A 17,057-nucleotide genomic window follows, 5' to 3' on the forward strand; every position below is an offset into this window, starting at 1 on the left:
GGATGACCACGTACCTGCTGGCCGGAGGCGGGACCGCCGGCCACGTCAACCCGCTGCTCGCCGTCGCGGACGCCCTCCGCACCCGTGAGTCCGACGCGCAGGTGCTCGTCCTCGGCACCCGTGAGGGGCTGGAGGCGCGTCTCGTGCCCGAGCGGGGCTACGAGCTGCTTTTCGTCGACAAGGTTCCTTTCCCGCGGCGCCCGAACCGGGCAGCGCTCGCGTTCCCCGGTGCGTTCCGCCGTGCCGTGGCGCAGGTCCGCATGCACATCCGCGATCGCGGCGTCGATGTCGTCGTGGGCTTCGGCGGCTACGCATCCGCTCCCGCCTACGTCGCCGCCCGCCGCGAGGGGGTGCCCGTGGTCGTCCACGAGGCGAACGCGAAACCGGGCCTCGCCAACGTGCTGGGTGCCCGTCGCGCCGCGGCCGTGGGTGTCGCGTTCGCTGGCACGCCGCTGAAGCGCGGACAGGTCGTGGGGATGCCGCTCCGACGCGAGATCGTCGACCTCGACCGCGCGTCCCTGCGGCCGGAGGCGGCCGCGCACTACGGTCTCGATGCCGACCTGCCGACGCTGCTGGTCTTCGGCGGCTCGCTCGGCGCGCAGCGGCTCAACGAGGCATTCGCGGGCGCTGCCGGCGATGTGCTGGCTGCCGGGTACCAGCTCGTCCACCTCACCGGCGCCCGCTGGGAGGGCACCGACCCCGAACTCCCCGGCTACGTGGTGCGACCCTACGAGGACCGGATGGACCTCGCCTTCGCCCTCGCCGACGTCATCGTGTCGCGCTCCGGCGCCGCCACCGTGTCGGAGATCAGTGCCCTCGGCATCCCCGCCGTGTACGTGCCCTACGCGGTGGGCAACGGCGAGCAGGCACTCAACGCGCGCTCGGCCGTGCAGGCCGGAGCCGCCGTCGTCATCCCGGACGCCGAGTTCACCGCCGAGTGCGTGCGTGAACAGGTGCTCCCGCTCCTCGTGGATGCGGCCGCGCTCGACCGGATGCGGCGAGCCGCCGCATCCGTCGGGTCCCGCACCGGGGCCGACGCCGTGGTCGCGCTGATCGACGGCGCGCTCGCCGCTCGCTGACCGCGTCCCGGCGAAGGCCCCCTCACGTGCGTGTGCCGAGACCATATCTGCCCCGCGAGACCACACTCGATCGGATGTGGTCTCGCTGAACGGATGTGGTTTCGCAGGGCCGCGTCCGGCGGCGCCCGCCTTGGTCGAGCACTCGGCGTGGATGGGCGGGGGAGCGACCGCGCGAACCTAGACTTGACGGGACATGATCAGACCCGACCTGACCCTCCCCATTCCCGACTCCATCGAGGCCGCGCACTTCATCGGCATCGGTGGTTCCGGCATGTCGGGCCTCGCGCGCATGTTCCTCGACCGGGGCATCCGGGTGTCAGGCTCCGACCGTGCCGACAGCGACGCGCTGCGGGCCCTCGCCGCGGCCGGTGCCACGGTGCACGTGGGGCACGACGCCGCGCACCTGGGGGATGCCGACACCGTCGTGCACACCGGGGCCATCTGGCCGGAGAACCCCGAGTTCGTCACCGCCAAGGCTCAGGGGCTGCACGTCATCCACCGGTCGCAGGCGCTGCACTGGCTGACCAGCGGCCGCCGGCTGGTGTCCGTCGCCGGTGCGCACGGCAAGACCACCTCCACCGGCATGATCGTCACCGCCCTCCGGAACCTCGGCGCCGACCCGAGCTTCGTCAACGGCGGTGTCGTCACCGACCTCGGCGTTTCCAGCGGTACGGGGATCGACGACCTTTTCGTCATCGAGGCGGACGAGTCCGACGGCACCTTCGAGCTGTACGACACCGCCGTGGCCCTCGTCACCAACGTCGACCCGGACCACCTCGACCACTGGGGTTCACGCGACGCCTTCTTCGACGGGTTCGTGCGCTTCGCGGATGCCGCGTCCGAGGCGGTGGTCATCTCCGCCGATGACGCCGGCGCCCGCCGCGTGCGCGACGCGCTGACGCATGGGAACGTCGTGACCTTCGGGGAGGCCGCCGACGCCGACGTCCGCGTCACCGAGATCGACACCGACGGCCCCGTCGCCTTCACCGTCACCGCCGGCGGCGAATCCGCCCGTGCCCGGCTCGCGGTGCCGGGCGCGCACAACGCCGTCAACGCCGCCGGCGCGATCGCGGTCCTCCGCTCGCTCGGTCACCCCCTCGCTGCCGCCGCCGAGGCGGTCTCGGGGTTCGCCGGCACGGTGCGCCGCTTCGAGCTGCACGGCGTCGAGCGCGGTGTGAGCGTCTACGACGACTATGCGCATCACCCCACCGAGGTCGAGGCCGCGCTGACGGCGGCACGCACCGTGATCGGCGACGGACGCCTGATCGCCGTGCACCAGCCCCACACCTACTCACGGACGCAGCTGATGTCGCCCGAGTTCGCCGAGGTGCTCGAGCGCCTGGCCGACCACACCGTCGTGCTCGACGTCTACGGCGCGCGGGAGGACCCGATCCCCGGGGTCACCGGCGCCCTCGTCAGCGATGCGTTCACCGACCAGGACCGCGTGCGTTTCGTGCCCGATTGGCAACAGGCCGCCGATTACACCGCCGAGGTCGCCCGCCCCGGCGACTTCGTCGTGACCCTCGGCTGCGGCGACGTCTACCGGATCATCCCGCAGGTCCTCGCCGCGCTCGCGCACACGACACCGGCGGACCACTGACGCCATGCGCCGACCGACGCCCCTCCCGCCTCCCCCCGGGGGGCAGCGCGACACGTCGCCGCGTCCGCTCATCCCCGACGTGGCGGACTCACCCGGCACCGGCACGGCCCCGGATGCGGGGGAGCAGGCATCCGGCGCCCTCGATGCGACGGCGCCCCTCGCCCCGCTGATCCCGCTCACCGCGTCGGAGGGCAGCGGCGCGTACTCGCGCGTGCCCGACGGCGCCCCCACAGAGCCCGCCTCCACCGACGGCGCTCAGGTGCGCCTGCGCGACCTGTGGCGAGCGGGCCGCGCCCGCCGCCGAGCGCTCCGTGCCGAGGTGCGCCGATTCACGGTGCGGCAGCGGCATCGCCGCCTGGCATGGCTGGGCGCGGGGATCGGCCTCGTCCTTCTCGTGGCGGGAACGGTCGGGGTCGCCTACAGTCCGCTGTTCGCACTGCAGCACATCGAGGTGGTCGGTACGTCACAGCTCCCCGCCGAGACGGTGGCCGAGGCCCTCTCCGGGCAGCTCGGCACGCCCCTCGCCGCCGTCGACGAATCCGCGGTGAAGGCCGCGCTCATCGCCTTCCCGCTCGTCGAGTCGTACACGCACGAGGCATCGCCGCCGCACGACCTGGTCGTGCGCATCGTGGAGCGCACCCCGGTGGGCTATGTCACCTCCGCCGCCGGGTACACGCTCGTCGACGCTGCCGGCGTCGCGCTCGCCACGACCCAGGACCCGCCGGGCGGCTACCCGGGCCTCGACGTCGCCGGCGGACTCGGCTCGGATGCCTTCGCCGCGGCCGGGCAGGTTATGCGCGCCCTCCCCGATAGCCTCCGTACGCAGGTGACCGCGGTCTCGGCGTCCTCGCCGAACGATGTCCGGCTGACCCTTGCGGGGTCCGAGGTGGTGTGGGGGAGCGCGGAGCAGTCCGCGATGAAGGCCCTCGCGCTGCAGCAGATCATGGCCGGACGGCCAGGTGCGAGCGCCTACGACGTGTCCTCGCCGAGCGTCGTCGTGGTGCGCTGAGAAAACGCATCCGACGACACGCCGCCCGCATCCCCGGGTCGCGTCGCACGCCGCCTATTTTCAATCAAGGAATTGCATACCGGGCAACACTTTAACCTTCCACTTAAGGGTGAATGTTGAGACCGGGTGATGAAGCGGTTCGGGACGAGATGGAGGCCGGCATGAGCCAGAACCAGAACTACCTCGCGGTGATCAAGGTCGTCGGCGTGGGCGGTGGCGGCGTCAACGCCGTCAACCGCATGATCGAGCTGGGCCTGCGGGGTGTGGAGTTCATCGCGGTGAACACTGACGCCCAGGCCCTCTTGATGAGCGACGCCGATGTCAAACTCGACGTCGGTCGGGAGCTGACCCGCGGGCTCGGCGCCGGCGCCGACCCCGAGGTCGGGCGCCGCGCGGCCGAGGACCACGCGGAGGAGATCGAAGAGGCGCTGGCCGGGGCCGACATGGTCTTCGTCACCGCCGGTGAGGGCGGTGGCACCGGCACCGGTGGCGCCCCCGTGGTCGCCCGCATCGCGAAGTCGATCGGCGCGCTCACCATCGGTGTGGTCACCAAGCCCTTCTCCTTCGAGGGTCGCCGCCGTCAGAGTCAGGCCGAGGCGGGCGTCGTCAAGCTCAAGGAAGAGGTCGACACCCTCATCGTCGTGCCGAACGACCGGCTGCTGGAGATCAGCGACCGCGGCATCTCGATGATCGAGGCGTTCGCCACGGCCGACCAGGTGCTCCTCGCCGGTGTGCAGGGCATCACCGACCTCATCACCACCCCCGGACTCATCAACCTCGACTTCGCCGACGTGAAGTCGGTCATGCAGGGTGCGGGGTCGGCGCTCATGGGCATCGGTTCCGCCCGCGGCGCCGACCGTGCCATCAAGGCCGCCGAGCTCGCGGTCGAGTCGCCGCTGCTGGAAGCATCGATCGAGGGCGCGCACGGCGTGCTGCTGTCGATCCAGGGCGGATCGAACCTCGGCATCTTCGAGATCAACGACGCCGCGCAGCTGGTGAAGGAGGCCGCCCACCCGGAGGCCAACATCATCTTCGGTACCGTCATCGACGACACTCTCGGCGACGAGGTGCGGGTGACCGTCATCGCGGCCGGATTCGACAGCGGCGAGCCCTCCCCGCGCATCGAGCCGGTGCTGGCGTCCCGTCCCGTCGTGCCGCCGCTGGCAGCGCCCGTCGAGACCACCGAGACGGCCGCGGAGCCGGTCGCCGAGGCGAAGCCCCAGGTGCCCGTGCCCGCCGGCATCTCCGAACCGGCGTCGTATGACTCCGCGTTCGGCGACGACGACCTGGACATCCCCGACTTCCTGAAGTGAGCCCGTTCCACCCCCGGAAAGCGTCTTCGTGACCGACGAGTTGGCGGCCCGCCTGGCCGACATCGACGCCCGCATCGCCCTGGCGGCGCGGGCGTCGCGTCGCGACCGCGCGGAGATCACCCGGATCGTGGTGACCAAGTTCCACCCGGCGAGTCTCGTTGAGCACCTCGCGGCGCTCGGCGTGACCGACGTGGGGGAGAACCGGCAGCAGGAATTGTCGGCGAAGGTGGACGAGCTCCGCGAGATCCCCGCGCTCCGCTGGCATTTCATCGGTCAGGCGCAGACCAACAAGGCCCGCGCGGTGCGGCAGGCCGCATCCGTCGTCCATTCGGTAGACCGTGCGCGGCTGGCGGACGCGTTCGAGCGTGCCGGGCTCGACGGCGCTGGCCCGCTGACGCCGCTCGAGGTGCTGATCCAGGTGAACCTCACGGATGATCCCGGGCGCGGTGGCGCGGCGCCCGACGAGATCGAACGCCTAGCCGAGCACATCATCGGCGGATGCGGCACGCTGCGCCTGCGGGGACTCATGGCGGTTGCGCCGCTCGACGAGGACCCGGCGCCGGCGTTCGCCCGACTGCACGAGTACGCCGCGCGTCTTCGCACCGTGGCGCCCGACGCCACCTGGATCTCCGCCGGCATGACCGGCGACTTCGCCGAAGCCATCGCGGCCGGCGCGACACACCTGCGGATCGGGTCGGCAATCACCGGTCCCAGACCCCAGCACGGATAGCCTCTCAACAGACGAGCAAACGGAGGATGCGATGTCGAACCCCCTGAAGAAGACCATGGTCTACCTTGGCCTCGCCGACGAGGAGGAGACCTACGAGGAGCAGCCCGCGCCCGCGCGTGCCACCCGGAAGAGCGAGCAGCTCGAGAAGCCGGCCGCTCCCGTCACGCCTCTCCACCGTCCGGCCGTGGTGCGTCAGCCCACCGTCGGCACTGTCAGCGAGATCCTCACGGTGCACCCGAAGCAGTACCGCGACGCCCAGGTGATCGCGGAGAACTTCCGCGAGGGCATCCCGGTGATCATCAACCTCTCGCAGATGAGCGACGCCGACGCGCGCCGCCTGATCGACTTCGCGAGCGGCCTGTCGCTGGGTCTGTACGGACGTATCGAGCGCGTCACCAGCAAGGTGTTCCTGCTCTCGCCCGAGAACGTCGCCGTGTCCGGCGATGGCGCCGTCGCCCAGGCGGACCCGGAAGCCGCGGGCTTCCCGCAGCAGTAGTCCGCCGTGGAGGTCGTCCACGTCATCGCCTCGGTCGCGAACGTCCTGCTGCTCATCTACGTGATCGTGCTGCTGATTCGTCTGATCCTGGATTACATCCCCATCTTCAACCGGGAATGGCGCCCGCGCGGTGCCGGGCTGGTCGCGGCGGAGCTCGTCTACACCGTCACCGATCCGCCCATCAAACTGTTCCGGCGCGTCATCCCTCCGTTGCGCGTCGGGCCGGTCGCCATCGACTTCGCGTTCGCTCTGACCCTGTTGTTGTGCTTCATGCTGCTGTCGGTGACGCGCGCGCTCTCGGCGCTCTGACCCTTCGACAGCCTCGCCGCGGCGCGGCTATGCTGTCGTGAAGCGGCCCGTACTGCGGGCACCGTCCCCCTGGCACACGCCGCCACGCCCCCGAGAGGAACACCATGGCATTGACTCCGGATGACGTCGTCACCAAGCAGTTCCAGCACGTCCGGTTCAAGGAGGGTTTCGACCCCGATGAGGTCGACGACTTCCTCGATGAGATCGTCGTCGAGTGGCGCAAGACCATCGCCGAGAACGAGGAGCTGAAGGCCAAGCTCGCCGCCCTCGAGTCCGGCGAGACCCCGGCCGCCGCGGCCCCCGTCGTCGAGGAGACGGTCGAGGAGGTCGTCGTCGAGACGCCCGCCCCCGCTCCCGCCGCCGCGACGGACGGCACGAGTGCCACCGCCGGCATCATCGAGCTCGCCCAGCGCCTGCACGACGAGCACGTCGCCGAGGGCAAGGCCCAGCGCGACCAGCTCATCTCCGACGCCAAGGCTCAGGCCGCGTCCATCGTCGCCGAGGCTGAGGCCAAGGGTCGCGACGAGATCGCCCGCCTCGAGAAGGAGCGCGCGGTCCTCGAAGGCCGGATCACCGAGCTCCGTCAGTTCGAGCGCGACTACCGCTCGCAGCTGCGTGACCTCATCGAAGGCAAGCTCCGCGAACTCGACAGCAGCTCCAGCCCCTCGGGCAGCACGCCCGTGTCGGCGATTGGCCTGTAGGGCCGTTGTCGGCCCGGCGCCCGCTTCGCCTCGCGACGGCCGGCACCCTCATCGCGGTTCTCGCGGTGGCGGTGCTGGCCGTCGACCAGTTCACGAAGTACCTCGCGATCACCTTCCTCCCCTCCGAGACCCTGGTCCCGGTGCTGGGTGACTTCTTCGGCCTCTACCTGATCCGCAACTCCGGCGCCGCGTTCTCGTTCGGCGCCGGTGTCACGTGGGTGTTCACCCTGGCGCTCGCGGCCGTCGCCGTCGTGATCGTGGTGCTGGTGCGCCGGGTCCGCTCCCGCGCCTGGGCGATCGTGCTCGGGCTGCTGCTGGGAGGTGTGCTCGGTAACCTCACCGACCGCCTGTTCCGCGAGCCCGGGTTCGCGATCGGGCATGTGGTCGATTTCATCTCGACGCCGTGGATGTGGTTCTGGACGAACCCCGCGATCTACAACGTCGCGGACTGCTTCATCGTCACCATGATGGTCACGATCGCCATCCTGGTGCTCATCGGCCTGCGCCTGGACGGCACCCGGGAGACGCGCGCGGATGCGGACGCCACCGGTGCCGCGGAATCCGAGGGTGCCGTCACCGAGGCCCCCGCATCCGAGGTTTCCGGCTCCGAGGTCTCAGGTTCCGACGGTGCCGTCACCGACGAGCCGCGCCGGGACTGACATGGAATCGCGTGCACTGCCGGTGCCCGACGGACTCGACGGCAGCCGGGTGGACTCCGCCCTGGCCAAGCTCCTGGGGTTCTCCCGCACCTTCGCCGCCGAGGTCATCGACGCCGGCGGGGTGACCCTCGACGGTCGTGTCATGGGCAAATCCGACCGGCTCCGCGCCGGCGGGTGGCTCGATGTATCGTGGGCGCCGAAACGCGAACCCGAGATCGTCCCGATCGCGGTACCCGATCTCGGGATCGTCTACGACGACGACGACATCGTCGTGGTGGACAAGCCCTCCGGCGTCGCCGCCCACCCCTCGGTGGGCTGGGAGGGACCGACCGTGCTCGGCGCGCTGGCCGCCGCCGGCTACCGGATCGCCACGACCGGCGCGGCGGAGCGTCAGGGGGTCGTGCACCGCCTGGACGTCGGGACCAGCGGGCTCATGGTCGTCGCCAAGACCGAACGGGCCTACACCGTGCTCAAGCGGGCGTTCAAGGAGCGCGAGGTGGAGAAGATCTACCACGCCGTGGTGCAGGGCCACCCCGACCCGCTCGCCGGAACCATCGACGCGCCGATCGGCCGGCATCCCTCGCACTCGTGGAAGTTCGCGGTCACTCCGACCGGCAAGGACTCGGTCACCCACTACGAGACGCTCGAGGCGTTCCGCGGGGCGTCGCTGCTGGAGATCCACCTGGAGACCGGCCGCACCCACCAGATCCGGGTGCACATGGCCGCCCACCGGCATCCGTGCGTGGGAGACCCGCTGTACGGCGGCGACCCCGTGCTCGCCGCGCGACTCGGCCTCATCCGGCAGTGGCTGCATGCGCACGAACTCTCGTTCGCTCACCCGCTGACCGGCGAGTGGGTGAGCTTCACCTCGCCGTACGCACCGGACCTGCAGCACGCGCTGGACCTGCTCCGCGCCGACTGATCCGAGCGTCTCCGGTCGTCAGATGAGTGACCCGAGCACGTCCAGACGCACCTGTGCGGTCACCGCGATGAGGGTGTAATCGAGCACCGTCACCAGGGGTGCCCATGCCCACAGCATGGCGCCGATGCGGCGGGGGCCGATACCGAAGACCCCGTCGCGGAGCATCCAGGCCACGGTGTACCAGAACACCGGAATGGTCACGAGCCAGATGACCATGCACCACGGGCACAGCGAGCCGTATTCGAAGACGCTGCGCCAGGCGAAGACGTGCACGAGCACGACGGCACCGGCGAGGAACGCGGCATAGACCTGCCAGAACCAGGGCCGCAGACCCCCCGGCGCGGCGAGCGAGGCGGCCGCGGCGTAGAGCGGGCCGGCGAAGAGCACCATCCCCGCGATCGAATTCGAGAAACCGAGAAGGTTGCCGCCGGGGGAGAGCAGATTGGGTCCGCAGGTGACGACCGCGCTGACGCTGCAGGTGATGAGCGGATCGCTGTCCGTGAGCTGGCCGATGTACTCCAGGTAGATGAGGAAGGCGACCACGCCTCCCACGACCGCGGCGACGATCCAGAACGCCGCCAGCGCACGCGGCGCGCGGAAGGATGCGGGTACTGCTGGCGCGAGCTCGGTCACGCTGTCATTGTGCGCGTCATCCGGCCGCATCCCTTCGCCTCGCGCCGGGAAAATTCGCGAGACGCCCTCAGCGTCCCCCCTCGAACCGGGCGGAGGGCTCGTCCGTCAGGGCTGCCTCCACCCGGGCGCGCATCTCGTCGGACAGCGCGGACAGATCGGCGAGCGGGTACCAGCGGACGTCGGTCATCTCGCCGTCCGCGGGATACGGCTCCCCGGAGATCCAGCTGCAGCGGAACGTCAGATCGAGGTAGTCCGTCTGGTCGCCGTTCTCGTACGTCACCCGGGGGATCTGGTGCACCCACGCGAGGCGATCGGCGCGGATCACGACCCCGGCCTCCTCCGCGGCCTCGCGCACCGCCGCATCCGCCGGCTCCTCTCCCGGGTCCACGATGCCCGTGATCGGCGTCAGCGCGCCGTTGTCGCTGCGGCGGCCGAGCAGCACCTCGTCGCCGCGGACGATCACCGCGGTCACGCCGCTGAGGAAGAGGGGCCGGGTGCCGACGTACCGGCGCAGTTCGAGGATGAAATCGGGCGTCGCCATGCGCCCACCCTACGGACCGGGTGTCGGACGCGAACGTAGACTCGATGCGTGGCAGCCGACTCCTTCGTTCATCTCCACGTTCACAGCGAGTACTCCATGCTCGACGGAGCCGCCCGCATCGGGCCCATGGTGCAGGAGGCCGCGCGGCTCGACATGCCGGCGATCGCGGTCACCGACCACGGCAACACGTTCGCGGCGTACGAGTTCTACAAGACGGCGAAGGATGCCGGGGTCAAACCCATCATCGGCATCGAGGCCTACGTCACCCCCGGGACGCATCGCTCCGACAAGTCGCGGGTGCGCTGGGGCTCGCCGGAGCAGAGCGACGACGATGTCTCGGGCGCCGGCGCGTACACCCACATGACACTGCTGTCCCAGAACACCGAGGGCATGCACAACCTCTTCCGGCTCTCCTCCAAGGCGAGCCTCGAGGGCTACTACTTCAAGCCCCGCATGGACCGGGAGCTGCTGCAGACCTACAGCTCGGGGCTCATCGCGACCACCGGCTGCCCCTCGGGCGAGGTGCAGACCCGGCTGCGGCTCGGACAGTACGACGCGGCGCGCGCGGCGGCCGCCGAGTTCCAGGACATCTTCGGCAAAGAGAACTACTTCGCCGAGATCATGGACCACGGGCTCTCGATCGAGCGCCGCGTCATGACCGACCTGCTGCGGCTTGCGAAGGACCTCGACATCCCGCTCGTCGGAACGAACGACCTCCACTACACGCACCAGCACGACGCCACCAGCCATGCGGCGCTGCTGTGCGTGCAGTCCGGCTCGACCCTCGACGACCCGAAGCGCTTCAAGTTCGACGGCGACGGCTACTACGTCAAGTCGCCCGCCGAGATGCGGCAGGTCTTCCGCGATCACCCGGAGGCGTGCGACAACACGCTCCTCATCGCCGAGCGGTGCGAGGTCGAGTTCGATACCAGCGCGAACTACATGCCGCGCTACCCGGTGCCGGAGGGCGAGACCGAGGAGTCCTGGTTCGTCAAAGAGGTCGAGAACGGCCTGAACGACCGCTACCCCGACGGCATCCCCGCCGACGTCCGCCGGCAGGCCGAGTACGAGACCGGCGTCATCGTGCAGATGGGGTTCCCGGGCTACTTCCTCGTGGTCGCCGACTTCATCAACTGGGCCAAGCGCAACGGCATCCGGGTCGGTCCCGGCCGTGGCTCGGGTGCCGGTTCCATGGCCGCGTACGCGATGAAGATCACCGACCTCGACCCGCTCAAGCACGGCCTCATCTTCGAGCGGTTCCTCAACCCCGACCGCGTCTCCATGCCCGACTTCGACGTCGACTTCGACGACCGTCGCCGCGGCGAGGTGATCCAGTACGTCACCGACAAGTACGGCGACGAGCGGGTCGCACAGATCGTGACCTACGGCACCATCAAGGCCAAGCAGGCGCTGAAGGATGCGGGGCGCGTGCTCGGCTTCCCGTTCAGTATGGGGGAGAAGCTCACGAAGGCGATGCCGCCCGCCGTGATGGGAAAAGACATGCCCCTGACGGGTATGTACGACCCGGCGCACCCGCGCTACAAGGAGGCGAGCGAGTTCCGCCTCGTGGTCGACACCGATCCCGACGCTAAGACGGTGTTCGACACGGCGCTGGGCCTGGAGAATCTGAAGCGCCAATGGGGCGTGCACGCGGCCGGCGTCATCATGTCCAGCCACCCGCTGCTGGACATCATCCCGATCATGAAGCGGGAGCAGGACGGCCAGATCGTCACGCAGTTCGACTACCCGGCATGCGAATCCCTCGGCCTGATCAAGATGGACTTCCTGGGGCTGCGGAACCTCACGATCATCTCCGACGCGCTCGACAACATCGCCGCCAACCGCGGCGAGCCGCTCGTCCTCGAAGACCTGCCGCTCGACGACCGTGACTCCTACGACCTCCTCGGCCGCGGCGACACACTCGGCGTGTTCCAGCTCGACGGCGGGCCGATGCGTTCACTGCTCCGGCTCATGCGCCCGGACAACTTCGAGGACATCTCCGCCGTCATCGCGCTGTACCGGCCCGGCCCCATGGGGGCGAACTCCCACATCAACTACGCGCTGCGCAAGAACAAGCAGCAGGAGATCACCCCCATCCACCCGCAGCTCGAGGAACCGCTGAAAGACATCCTCGACACCAGCTACGGCCTGATCATCTATCAGGAGCAGGTCATGGCGATCGCCCAGCGGGTGGCCGGGTTCTCGCTCGGCCAGGCCGACATCCTGCGCCGCGCCATGGGCAAGAAGAAGAAGTCCGAGCTCGACAAGCAGTACGAGGGATTCCACGGCGGCATGGTGGAGCGCGGCTTCGGCGAGCCCGCCATCAAGGCACTGTGGGACATCTTGCTGCCGTTCTCGGACTACGCCTTCAACAAGGCCCACTCCGCCGCCTACGGGCTCGTCTCGTACTGGACCGCGTACCTCAAGGCGCACTACCCCGCGGAGTACATGGCGGCGCTGCTGACGAGCGTCGGCGACTCCAAGGACAAGATGGCGGTGTACCTCAACGAGTGTCGCCGCATGGGCATCAAGGTGCTGCCACCCGACGTCGGCGCGTCGATCAACTACTTCGCCGCCGTCGGGGAGGACATCCGCTTCGGCCTGGGGGCCGTGCGCAACGTCGGCTCGAACGTCGTCGACGGCATCATCCAGGCGCGCGAAAAGGCACCCTTCGACTCGTTCCACGACTTCCTCGACAAGGTCCCGCCGCACGTCGCGAACAAGCGCACCGTCGAATCGCTCATCAAGGCCGGGGCGTTCGACTCCCTCGGCGACACCCGCCGCGCGCTGCACGAGATCCACGAGGAGGCCGTGGAGGCCGCCGTCGACCTCAAGCGCAAGGAGGCCACCGGAGCCGTCGCCTTCGACTTCGACAGCCTGTGGGAGGCATCGGAGGAGACCGCACCGCCCAAGGTCGAACCGCGCCCGGAGTGGACGAAGAAGGACAAGCTGGCATTCGAGCGCGAGATGCTCGGCCTGTATGTGTCCGACCATCCGCTGGCGGGCCTCGAAATCCCGCTCGCCAAGCATGCCTCGATCGGCATCCACGACCTGCTGTCCTCCGAGGACATCGCCGACGGCGAGCAGGTCACGATCACCGGGCTCGTCACGAGCGTGCAGCATCGCGTGGCCAAATCCAGCGGGAACCCCTACGGCATGATCACCGTGGAGGACTTCAACGGCGAGATCACCGTCATGTTCATGGGGAAGACCTACACCGAGTTCGCCTCGATGCTCGTCGCCGACTCGATCCTCGCCGTCCGCGGCCGGGTCTCCCGGCGGGACGACGGCATGAACCTGCACGCCCAGAGTGCGTTCGCCCCAGATCTCGGCGCGGTCGACGACTCCGGTCCGCTCGTGCTGATGATCCCGGAGCAGCGGGCGAGCGAGGCCGTCGTCGGCGACCTCGCCGCCGTGCTGCGGCGTCATCGCGGCGACACCGAGGTCACGGTGAAGCTGCACCGCGCCGGCACGGCCAAGGTCTTCGAAGTGCCGCATCCGGTGCGCCTGTCCGCCGACCTCTACGGCGAGTTGAAGGGCCTGCTCGGGCCTTCGTGCCTGGGCTGAGGACACGCGGGGCGGGCGCCGCCTGTCGCGGTTAGGATCGGATGGTCTTCGAGGCCCCGGTCTCCCCCCACCCGGAAGGATCCGACATGACAGACGATGCGCGCGGCGTCTACGCCGACGACGAGTTCGCGACGAGCGACGCTCCCGACAGCGATGCGCCCGCCGATGCGGGGGAGCCCCCGCAGCACGGCGTGGGTCCGTTCTCGCTGCGCGAGGTGGTGATCGGCGGCATCTGGCTCGTCGCCTTCGTGCTCTCCTTCCTCCCGGTCTTCGGTGCCGCATCGCTGTGGAGCCTGGGCCTGACCTGGATCCTCACGATCGGCGTGCCGACCGCTGCCGTGTTCCTGCTCGTGCTGCGGCGGCTGTCGCCGGACGGCATCCGCCGGGTCGGTTCGCTCGGCATCGACCAGTTCGTCTCCGTCGCGTTCTCGGTCGCGGCGGTGTACTGGCTGACGCTGGTGTGGCAGCAGGTCTCGATCACGGTCAACACCGGCATCACGAGCAGCGGCAGCTGGCTCATCTGGGTCGAATTCATCCTCATGGTCGCCGGTGTCGTCTTCACCGTGTTCGCGCCGCTGCTGCCGGTCTTCGGCGAGGACTTCCGTCACCGTCCCGAGTCCCTCGCGCACCCGAACGCCCGGCGCCTGCGTCCGATGACCGCCCGGCCCCCGCGCCCGGCCCGTCCGGAGCCCGTCCCTACTGCGCCGGCCGCGCCCGCAGCGGAGACCGTGGCCCCGGCGGCTCCCGAGATCGACGACAGCACGGCGGAGACGTCCGTGTTCGAGCCGTTCGACTTCGAGCCGCAGACGGGCGAGTCCCCGGATGCGGTGGACGACGCCTCCGCGACGACGACCGGCGAGACCGTGGTCGAGGAGCAGCCCGTCACCGCGCAGCCGACACAGAGTGGCGCGCCCCAGGCGTTCTGGGCGCTGGCGCCGGAGGAGCGCGACGTGCTCGACGCATCCGGCACCCCCATCTTCCGGGTCGGCCCCACCGCCTGGGCGCTCGTCATCGAGGACCGCGGCGAGGTCTTCGTCGTCCGTCACGAAGACGGACGCGTCGGCTATCTGCACGACGTCACCGGGGTCACGCGCGGCTGACCGCGGCGCCGGGGGCCACCTCGGTGACCGGTACCCTGGAGGGATGCTGCGCACCATCGATCTCCGAGGCCGATCGCTGACTCTCGCCGAGCTGCTGGCCGCGGTTCCCCGGGCCGATGTCGCGCGGGAGAGCGCCCTGACGACCGCCGCGCAGATCGTGCACGACGTCGCCGCGCGCGGCGAGGACGCGCTGCGCGAGCAGGCCGAACGGTTCGACGGCGTCATGCACCACGCGCTGCGGGTCCCGGCCGAGCACCTCGACGAGGCTGTCGCCGGCATCGCCCCGCAGGTGCGCGCGGCGCTGGAGGAGGCCATCCTCCGTGTCCGTGCCGCATCCGCCGCGCAGGTGCCCGCCCCGATCGTCACCGAACTCGGACCCGGTGCCCGCGTCACGCAACGCTGGCAGCCGGTACGACGCGTGGGCGTGTACGGCCCCGGCGGCAAGGCCGTGTACCCGTCGAGCGTCGTGATGAACGTCGTGCCCGCGCAGGTCGCCGGCGTCGAGGTCGTGGCGCTCGCGTCCCCGCCGCAGCGCGAGTTCGACGGCCGCGTGCACCCGGTGATCCTCGCCGCGGCACGCCTCCTCGGCATCGACGAGGTGTACGCGATGGGCGGTGCCGGCGCCATCGGCGCGCTCGCGTACGGCGTGGGCAGCATCGGACTCGACCCGGTCGATGTCGTCACCGGCCCGGGCAATAATTTCGTCGCCGCCGCCAAGCGAGCGGTCGCAGGCCTGGTGGGCACGGATGCGGAAGCCGGTGCCACCGAGATCCTCGTCGTCGCCGATGACACCGCCGACCCGCGGCTGGTCGCCGCCGACCTCATCAGCCAGGCCGAGCACGACGAGCAGGCCTCGGCGGTGCTCGTCACCGCATCCGAGCAGCTGGCGCAGGAGGTGGCCGCCGAGATCACGATCCGCGCGCCCCGCACGCGGCACGCGGAGCGGGTGGCCGTGGCCCTGGACGGGCCGCAGTCCGCGATCGTGCTCGTCGACGATCTCGCGCAGGCGACCGCATTCAGCAACGCGTACGCACCCGAGCACCTCGAACTCCACCTCTCCGACCCGCATCCGGAGGAGTTCGTCAACGCCGGGGCCGTCTTCGTCGGCGCCGACTCGCCGGTGAGCCTCGGGGACTACCTCGCCGGCAGCAACCACGTGCTGCCGACCGGGGGACAGGCGCGTTACGCGGCCGGCCTCTCCGCGGCGACTTTCCTGCGGCCCCAGCAGGTCATCGAATACGACCGCACCGCCCTGGCCGCCGTGCGCCACGCCATCGTCACGCTGGCAGAGGCCGAAGCGCTTCCTGCGCATGGCGAGGCCGTGGAAGCCCGGTTCGAGGGATAACCTGTCGCTGTCATGCATTGCCCTTTCTGTCGCCATCCCGATTCCCGCGTCATCGATTCCCGCACCAGCGATGACGGGCTCAGCATCCGTCGCCGCCGTCAGTGCCCCGAGTGCGGCGGCCGCTTCTCGACCATCGAGACCGCGAGCCTGAACGTCATCAAACGCTCCGGCGTGATCGAGTCGTTCAGCCGCGAGAAGGTGATGTCCGGTGTGCGGAAGGCCTGCCAGGGCCGTCCGGTGACCGAGGCCGACCTCGCCATGCTGGCGCAGAGCGTCGAGGAGGCGGTGCGCCAGACCGGCTCGTCGCAGATCGACACGAACGAGATCGGGCTCGCGATCCTCGGACCCCTGCGCGAGCTCGACGAGGTGGCGTACCTCCGATTCGCGAGCGTCTACCGCGCCTTCGAGTCGCTCGAGGACTTCGAGTCCTCGATCGCGGAACTTCGAGCCGATCACGCGAACCGCGCCGAGAAGCCCGCCGCGGCGGAGTGACGGGCGCCGGGCCGGTAGCCTGGCAGACGATGTATCCGCTGCTTTTTCGCACCGTCCTCACGCGCATGGACCCCGAGTCCGCGCACCATGCGGCCATGGCCGTCATCCGGATGCTGGGTGTGCCCCCGTTCGCGGCGCTCGCCCGTGCCGTGACCCGGCCGGACCCGGCCCTGCGCACCCGCGCGCTCGGACTCGAGTTCGACTCGCCGTTCGGTGTCGCCGCCGGGTTCGACAAGGACGTGACCGGCGCCGCCGGGCTGTACGCCCTGGGCTTCGGGCATGTCGAGGTCGGCACCGTCACGGCGGTCCCGCAGGACGGCAACCCGCGCCCGCGCCTGTTCCGCCTGGTGCCGGATCGCGCGGTCATCAACCGCATGGGCTTCAACAACAAGGGCGCGCAGGTGGCCGCGAAGCGACTCGCGCGCCTTCGCCGCCGCCGCCACCGGCCCGTGCTCGGCGTCAACATCGGCAAGAGCCGCGTGGTCGACGTCGACGACGCAACCATCGACTACGTGCGCAGCGCGACCCTGCTGGCACCGCCGGCCGACTACCTCGTCGTCA

16 protein-coding genes and 1 pseudogene are annotated in these 17,057 nt (G+C 70.2%); 15 read left to right on the forward strand and 2 right to left on the reverse strand.

Going from position 1 to position 17,057, the window contains the following annotated elements; translation table 11 throughout:
- Nucleotides 1-2 precede the first annotated feature (2 nt).
- The 10 genes from NT132_RS07735 (at nucleotide 3) to NT132_RS07780 (ending at nucleotide 8,818) form a co-directional block, all read left to right on the forward strand.
- Nucleotides 3-1,079 (forward strand): UDP-N-acetylglucosamine--N-acetylmuramyl-(pentapeptide) pyrophosphoryl-undecaprenol N-acetylglucosamine transferase, encoded by a 1,077-nt coding sequence (locus NT132_RS07735; RefSeq protein ID WP_297787104.1) that lies wholly within the window; start codon nucleotides 3-5, stop codon nucleotides 1,077-1,079.
- A 193-nt stretch (nucleotides 1,080-1,272) separates the two neighbouring features.
- Nucleotides 1,273-2,679 carry a UDP-N-acetylmuramate--L-alanine ligase gene (murC, locus tag NT132_RS07740; protein ID WP_297787106.1) on the forward strand — a complete coding sequence of 469 codons (1,407 nt, stop codon included), beginning with the start codon at nucleotides 1,273-1,275 and terminating at the stop codon, nucleotides 2,677-2,679.
- A gap of 79 nt (nucleotides 2,680-2,758) precedes the next feature.
- Complete coding sequence (locus NT132_RS07745; protein WP_297787108.1) at nucleotides 2,759-3,688, forward strand: FtsQ-type POTRA domain-containing protein; 930 nt, start codon at nucleotides 2,759-2,761, stop codon at nucleotides 3,686-3,688.
- Nucleotides 3,689-3,849: 161 nt separating this feature from the next.
- Nucleotides 3,850-5,001, forward strand: a complete 1,152-nt coding sequence (ftsZ, locus tag NT132_RS07750; RefSeq protein ID WP_297787110.1) for a cell division protein FtsZ — start codon at nucleotides 3,850-3,852, stop codon at nucleotides 4,999-5,001.
- 28 nt (nucleotides 5,002-5,029) lie between these two features.
- Nucleotides 5,030-5,731, forward strand: coding sequence for a YggS family pyridoxal phosphate-dependent enzyme (locus tag NT132_RS07755; protein ID WP_297787112.1), 702 nt, complete (start codon nucleotides 5,030-5,032; stop codon nucleotides 5,729-5,731).
- A gap of 31 nt (nucleotides 5,732-5,762) precedes the next feature.
- Nucleotides 5,763-6,227 (forward strand): cell division protein SepF, encoded by a 465-nt coding sequence (locus NT132_RS07760; RefSeq protein WP_297787114.1) that lies wholly within the window; start codon nucleotides 5,763-5,765, stop codon nucleotides 6,225-6,227.
- A gap of 6 nt (nucleotides 6,228-6,233) precedes the next feature.
- Nucleotides 6,234-6,536, forward strand: a complete 303-nt coding sequence (locus NT132_RS07765) for a YggT family protein (protein ID WP_297787116.1) — start codon at nucleotides 6,234-6,236, stop codon at nucleotides 6,534-6,536.
- Between the two features lie 104 nt (nucleotides 6,537-6,640).
- A complete protein-coding gene (locus NT132_RS07770) occupies nucleotides 6,641-7,237 on the forward strand; it encodes a DivIVA domain-containing protein (protein WP_297787118.1) in 597 nt (198 codons plus the stop codon).
- Between the two features lie 5 nt (nucleotides 7,238-7,242).
- Nucleotides 7,243-7,896, forward strand: coding sequence for a signal peptidase II (gene lspA / locus NT132_RS07775; RefSeq protein WP_297787119.1), 654 nt, complete (start codon nucleotides 7,243-7,245; stop codon nucleotides 7,894-7,896).
- A gap of 1 nt (nucleotide 7,897) precedes the next feature.
- Nucleotides 7,898-8,818, forward strand: a complete 921-nt coding sequence (locus tag NT132_RS07780) for an RluA family pseudouridine synthase (RefSeq protein WP_297787121.1) — start codon at nucleotides 7,898-7,900, stop codon at nucleotides 8,816-8,818.
- Nucleotides 8,819-8,836: 18 nt separating this feature from the next.
- Here the strand turns inward: NT132_RS07780 and NT132_RS07785 are convergent, their stop codons facing one another.
- Complete coding sequence (locus NT132_RS07785) at nucleotides 8,837-9,451, reverse strand: vitamin K epoxide reductase family protein (protein WP_297787123.1); 615 nt, start codon at nucleotides 9,449-9,451, stop codon at nucleotides 8,837-8,839.
- Between the two features lie 67 nt (nucleotides 9,452-9,518).
- Nucleotides 9,519-9,992: an NUDIX domain-containing protein gene (locus tag NT132_RS07790; RefSeq protein ID WP_297787125.1), complete on the reverse strand. Its 474-nt coding sequence runs from the start codon at nucleotides 9,990-9,992 to the stop codon at nucleotides 9,519-9,521.
- A gap of 48 nt (nucleotides 9,993-10,040) precedes the next feature.
- Between NT132_RS07790 and dnaE the strand changes: the two genes are divergently transcribed.
- The 5 genes and pseudogenes from dnaE to NT132_RS07815 form a co-directional block, all read left to right on the forward strand.
- A complete protein-coding gene (gene dnaE, locus NT132_RS07795) occupies nucleotides 10,041-13,559 on the forward strand; it encodes a DNA polymerase III subunit alpha (protein WP_297787127.1) in 3,519 nt (1,172 codons plus the stop codon).
- An 86-nt stretch (nucleotides 13,560-13,645) separates the two neighbouring features.
- A complete protein-coding gene (locus NT132_RS07800; RefSeq protein ID WP_297787129.1) occupies nucleotides 13,646-14,659 on the forward strand; it encodes a hypothetical protein in 1,014 nt (337 codons plus the stop codon).
- 43 nt (nucleotides 14,660-14,702) lie between these two features.
- Nucleotides 14,703-16,004 (forward strand): histidinol dehydrogenase, encoded by a 1,302-nt coding sequence (hisD, locus tag NT132_RS07805; RefSeq protein ID WP_297787131.1) that lies wholly within the window; start codon nucleotides 14,703-14,705, stop codon nucleotides 16,002-16,004.
- A 12-nt stretch (nucleotides 16,005-16,016) separates the two neighbouring features.
- Complete coding sequence (gene nrdR, locus NT132_RS07810; RefSeq protein WP_297787133.1) at nucleotides 16,017-16,496, forward strand: transcriptional regulator NrdR; 480 nt, start codon at nucleotides 16,017-16,019, stop codon at nucleotides 16,494-16,496.
- A gap of 29 nt (nucleotides 16,497-16,525) precedes the next feature.
- A pseudogene (locus NT132_RS07815) lies at nucleotides 16,526-17,057 on the forward strand (dihydroorotate dehydrogenase (quinone)); the annotation flags it as partial.

This window comes from Microbacterium sp., assembly GCF_026393345.1.
In the GTDB taxonomy this organism is placed as follows: Bacteria; Actinomycetota; Actinomycetes; order Actinomycetales; family Microbacteriaceae; genus Microbacterium.

Bases quoted from the DNA above. Each gene is read 5' to 3' on its own strand.
- hisD (WP_297787131.1), top strand. From the start codon at position 14,703: ATGCTGCGCACCATCGATCTCCGAGGCCGATCGCTGACTCTCGCCGAG.
- ftsZ (WP_297787110.1), top strand. From the start codon at position 3,850: ATGAGCCAGAACCAGAACTACCTCGCGGTGATCAAGGTCGTCGGCGTG.
- NT132_RS07760 (WP_297787114.1), top strand. From the start codon at position 5,763: ATGTCGAACCCCCTGAAGAAGACCATGGTCTACCTTGGCCTCGCCGAC.
- NT132_RS07790 (WP_297787125.1), bottom strand. From the start codon at position 9,992: ATGGCGACGCCCGATTTCATCCTCGAACTGCGCCGGTACGTCGGCACC.
- murC (WP_297787106.1), top strand. From the start codon at position 1,273: ATGATCAGACCCGACCTGACCCTCCCCATTCCCGACTCCATCGAGGCC.
- nrdR (WP_297787133.1), top strand. From the start codon at position 16,017: ATGCATTGCCCTTTCTGTCGCCATCCCGATTCCCGCGTCATCGATTCC.
- NT132_RS07780 (WP_297787121.1), top strand. From the start codon at position 7,898: ATGGAATCGCGTGCACTGCCGGTGCCCGACGGACTCGACGGCAGCCGG.
- NT132_RS07770 (WP_297787118.1), top strand. From the start codon at position 6,641: ATGGCATTGACTCCGGATGACGTCGTCACCAAGCAGTTCCAGCACGTC.
- NT132_RS07800 (WP_297787129.1), top strand. From the start codon at position 13,646: ATGACAGACGATGCGCGCGGCGTCTACGCCGACGACGAGTTCGCGACG.
- NT132_RS07735 (WP_297787104.1), top strand. From the start codon at position 3: ATGACCACGTACCTGCTGGCCGGAGGCGGGACCGCCGGCCACGTCAAC.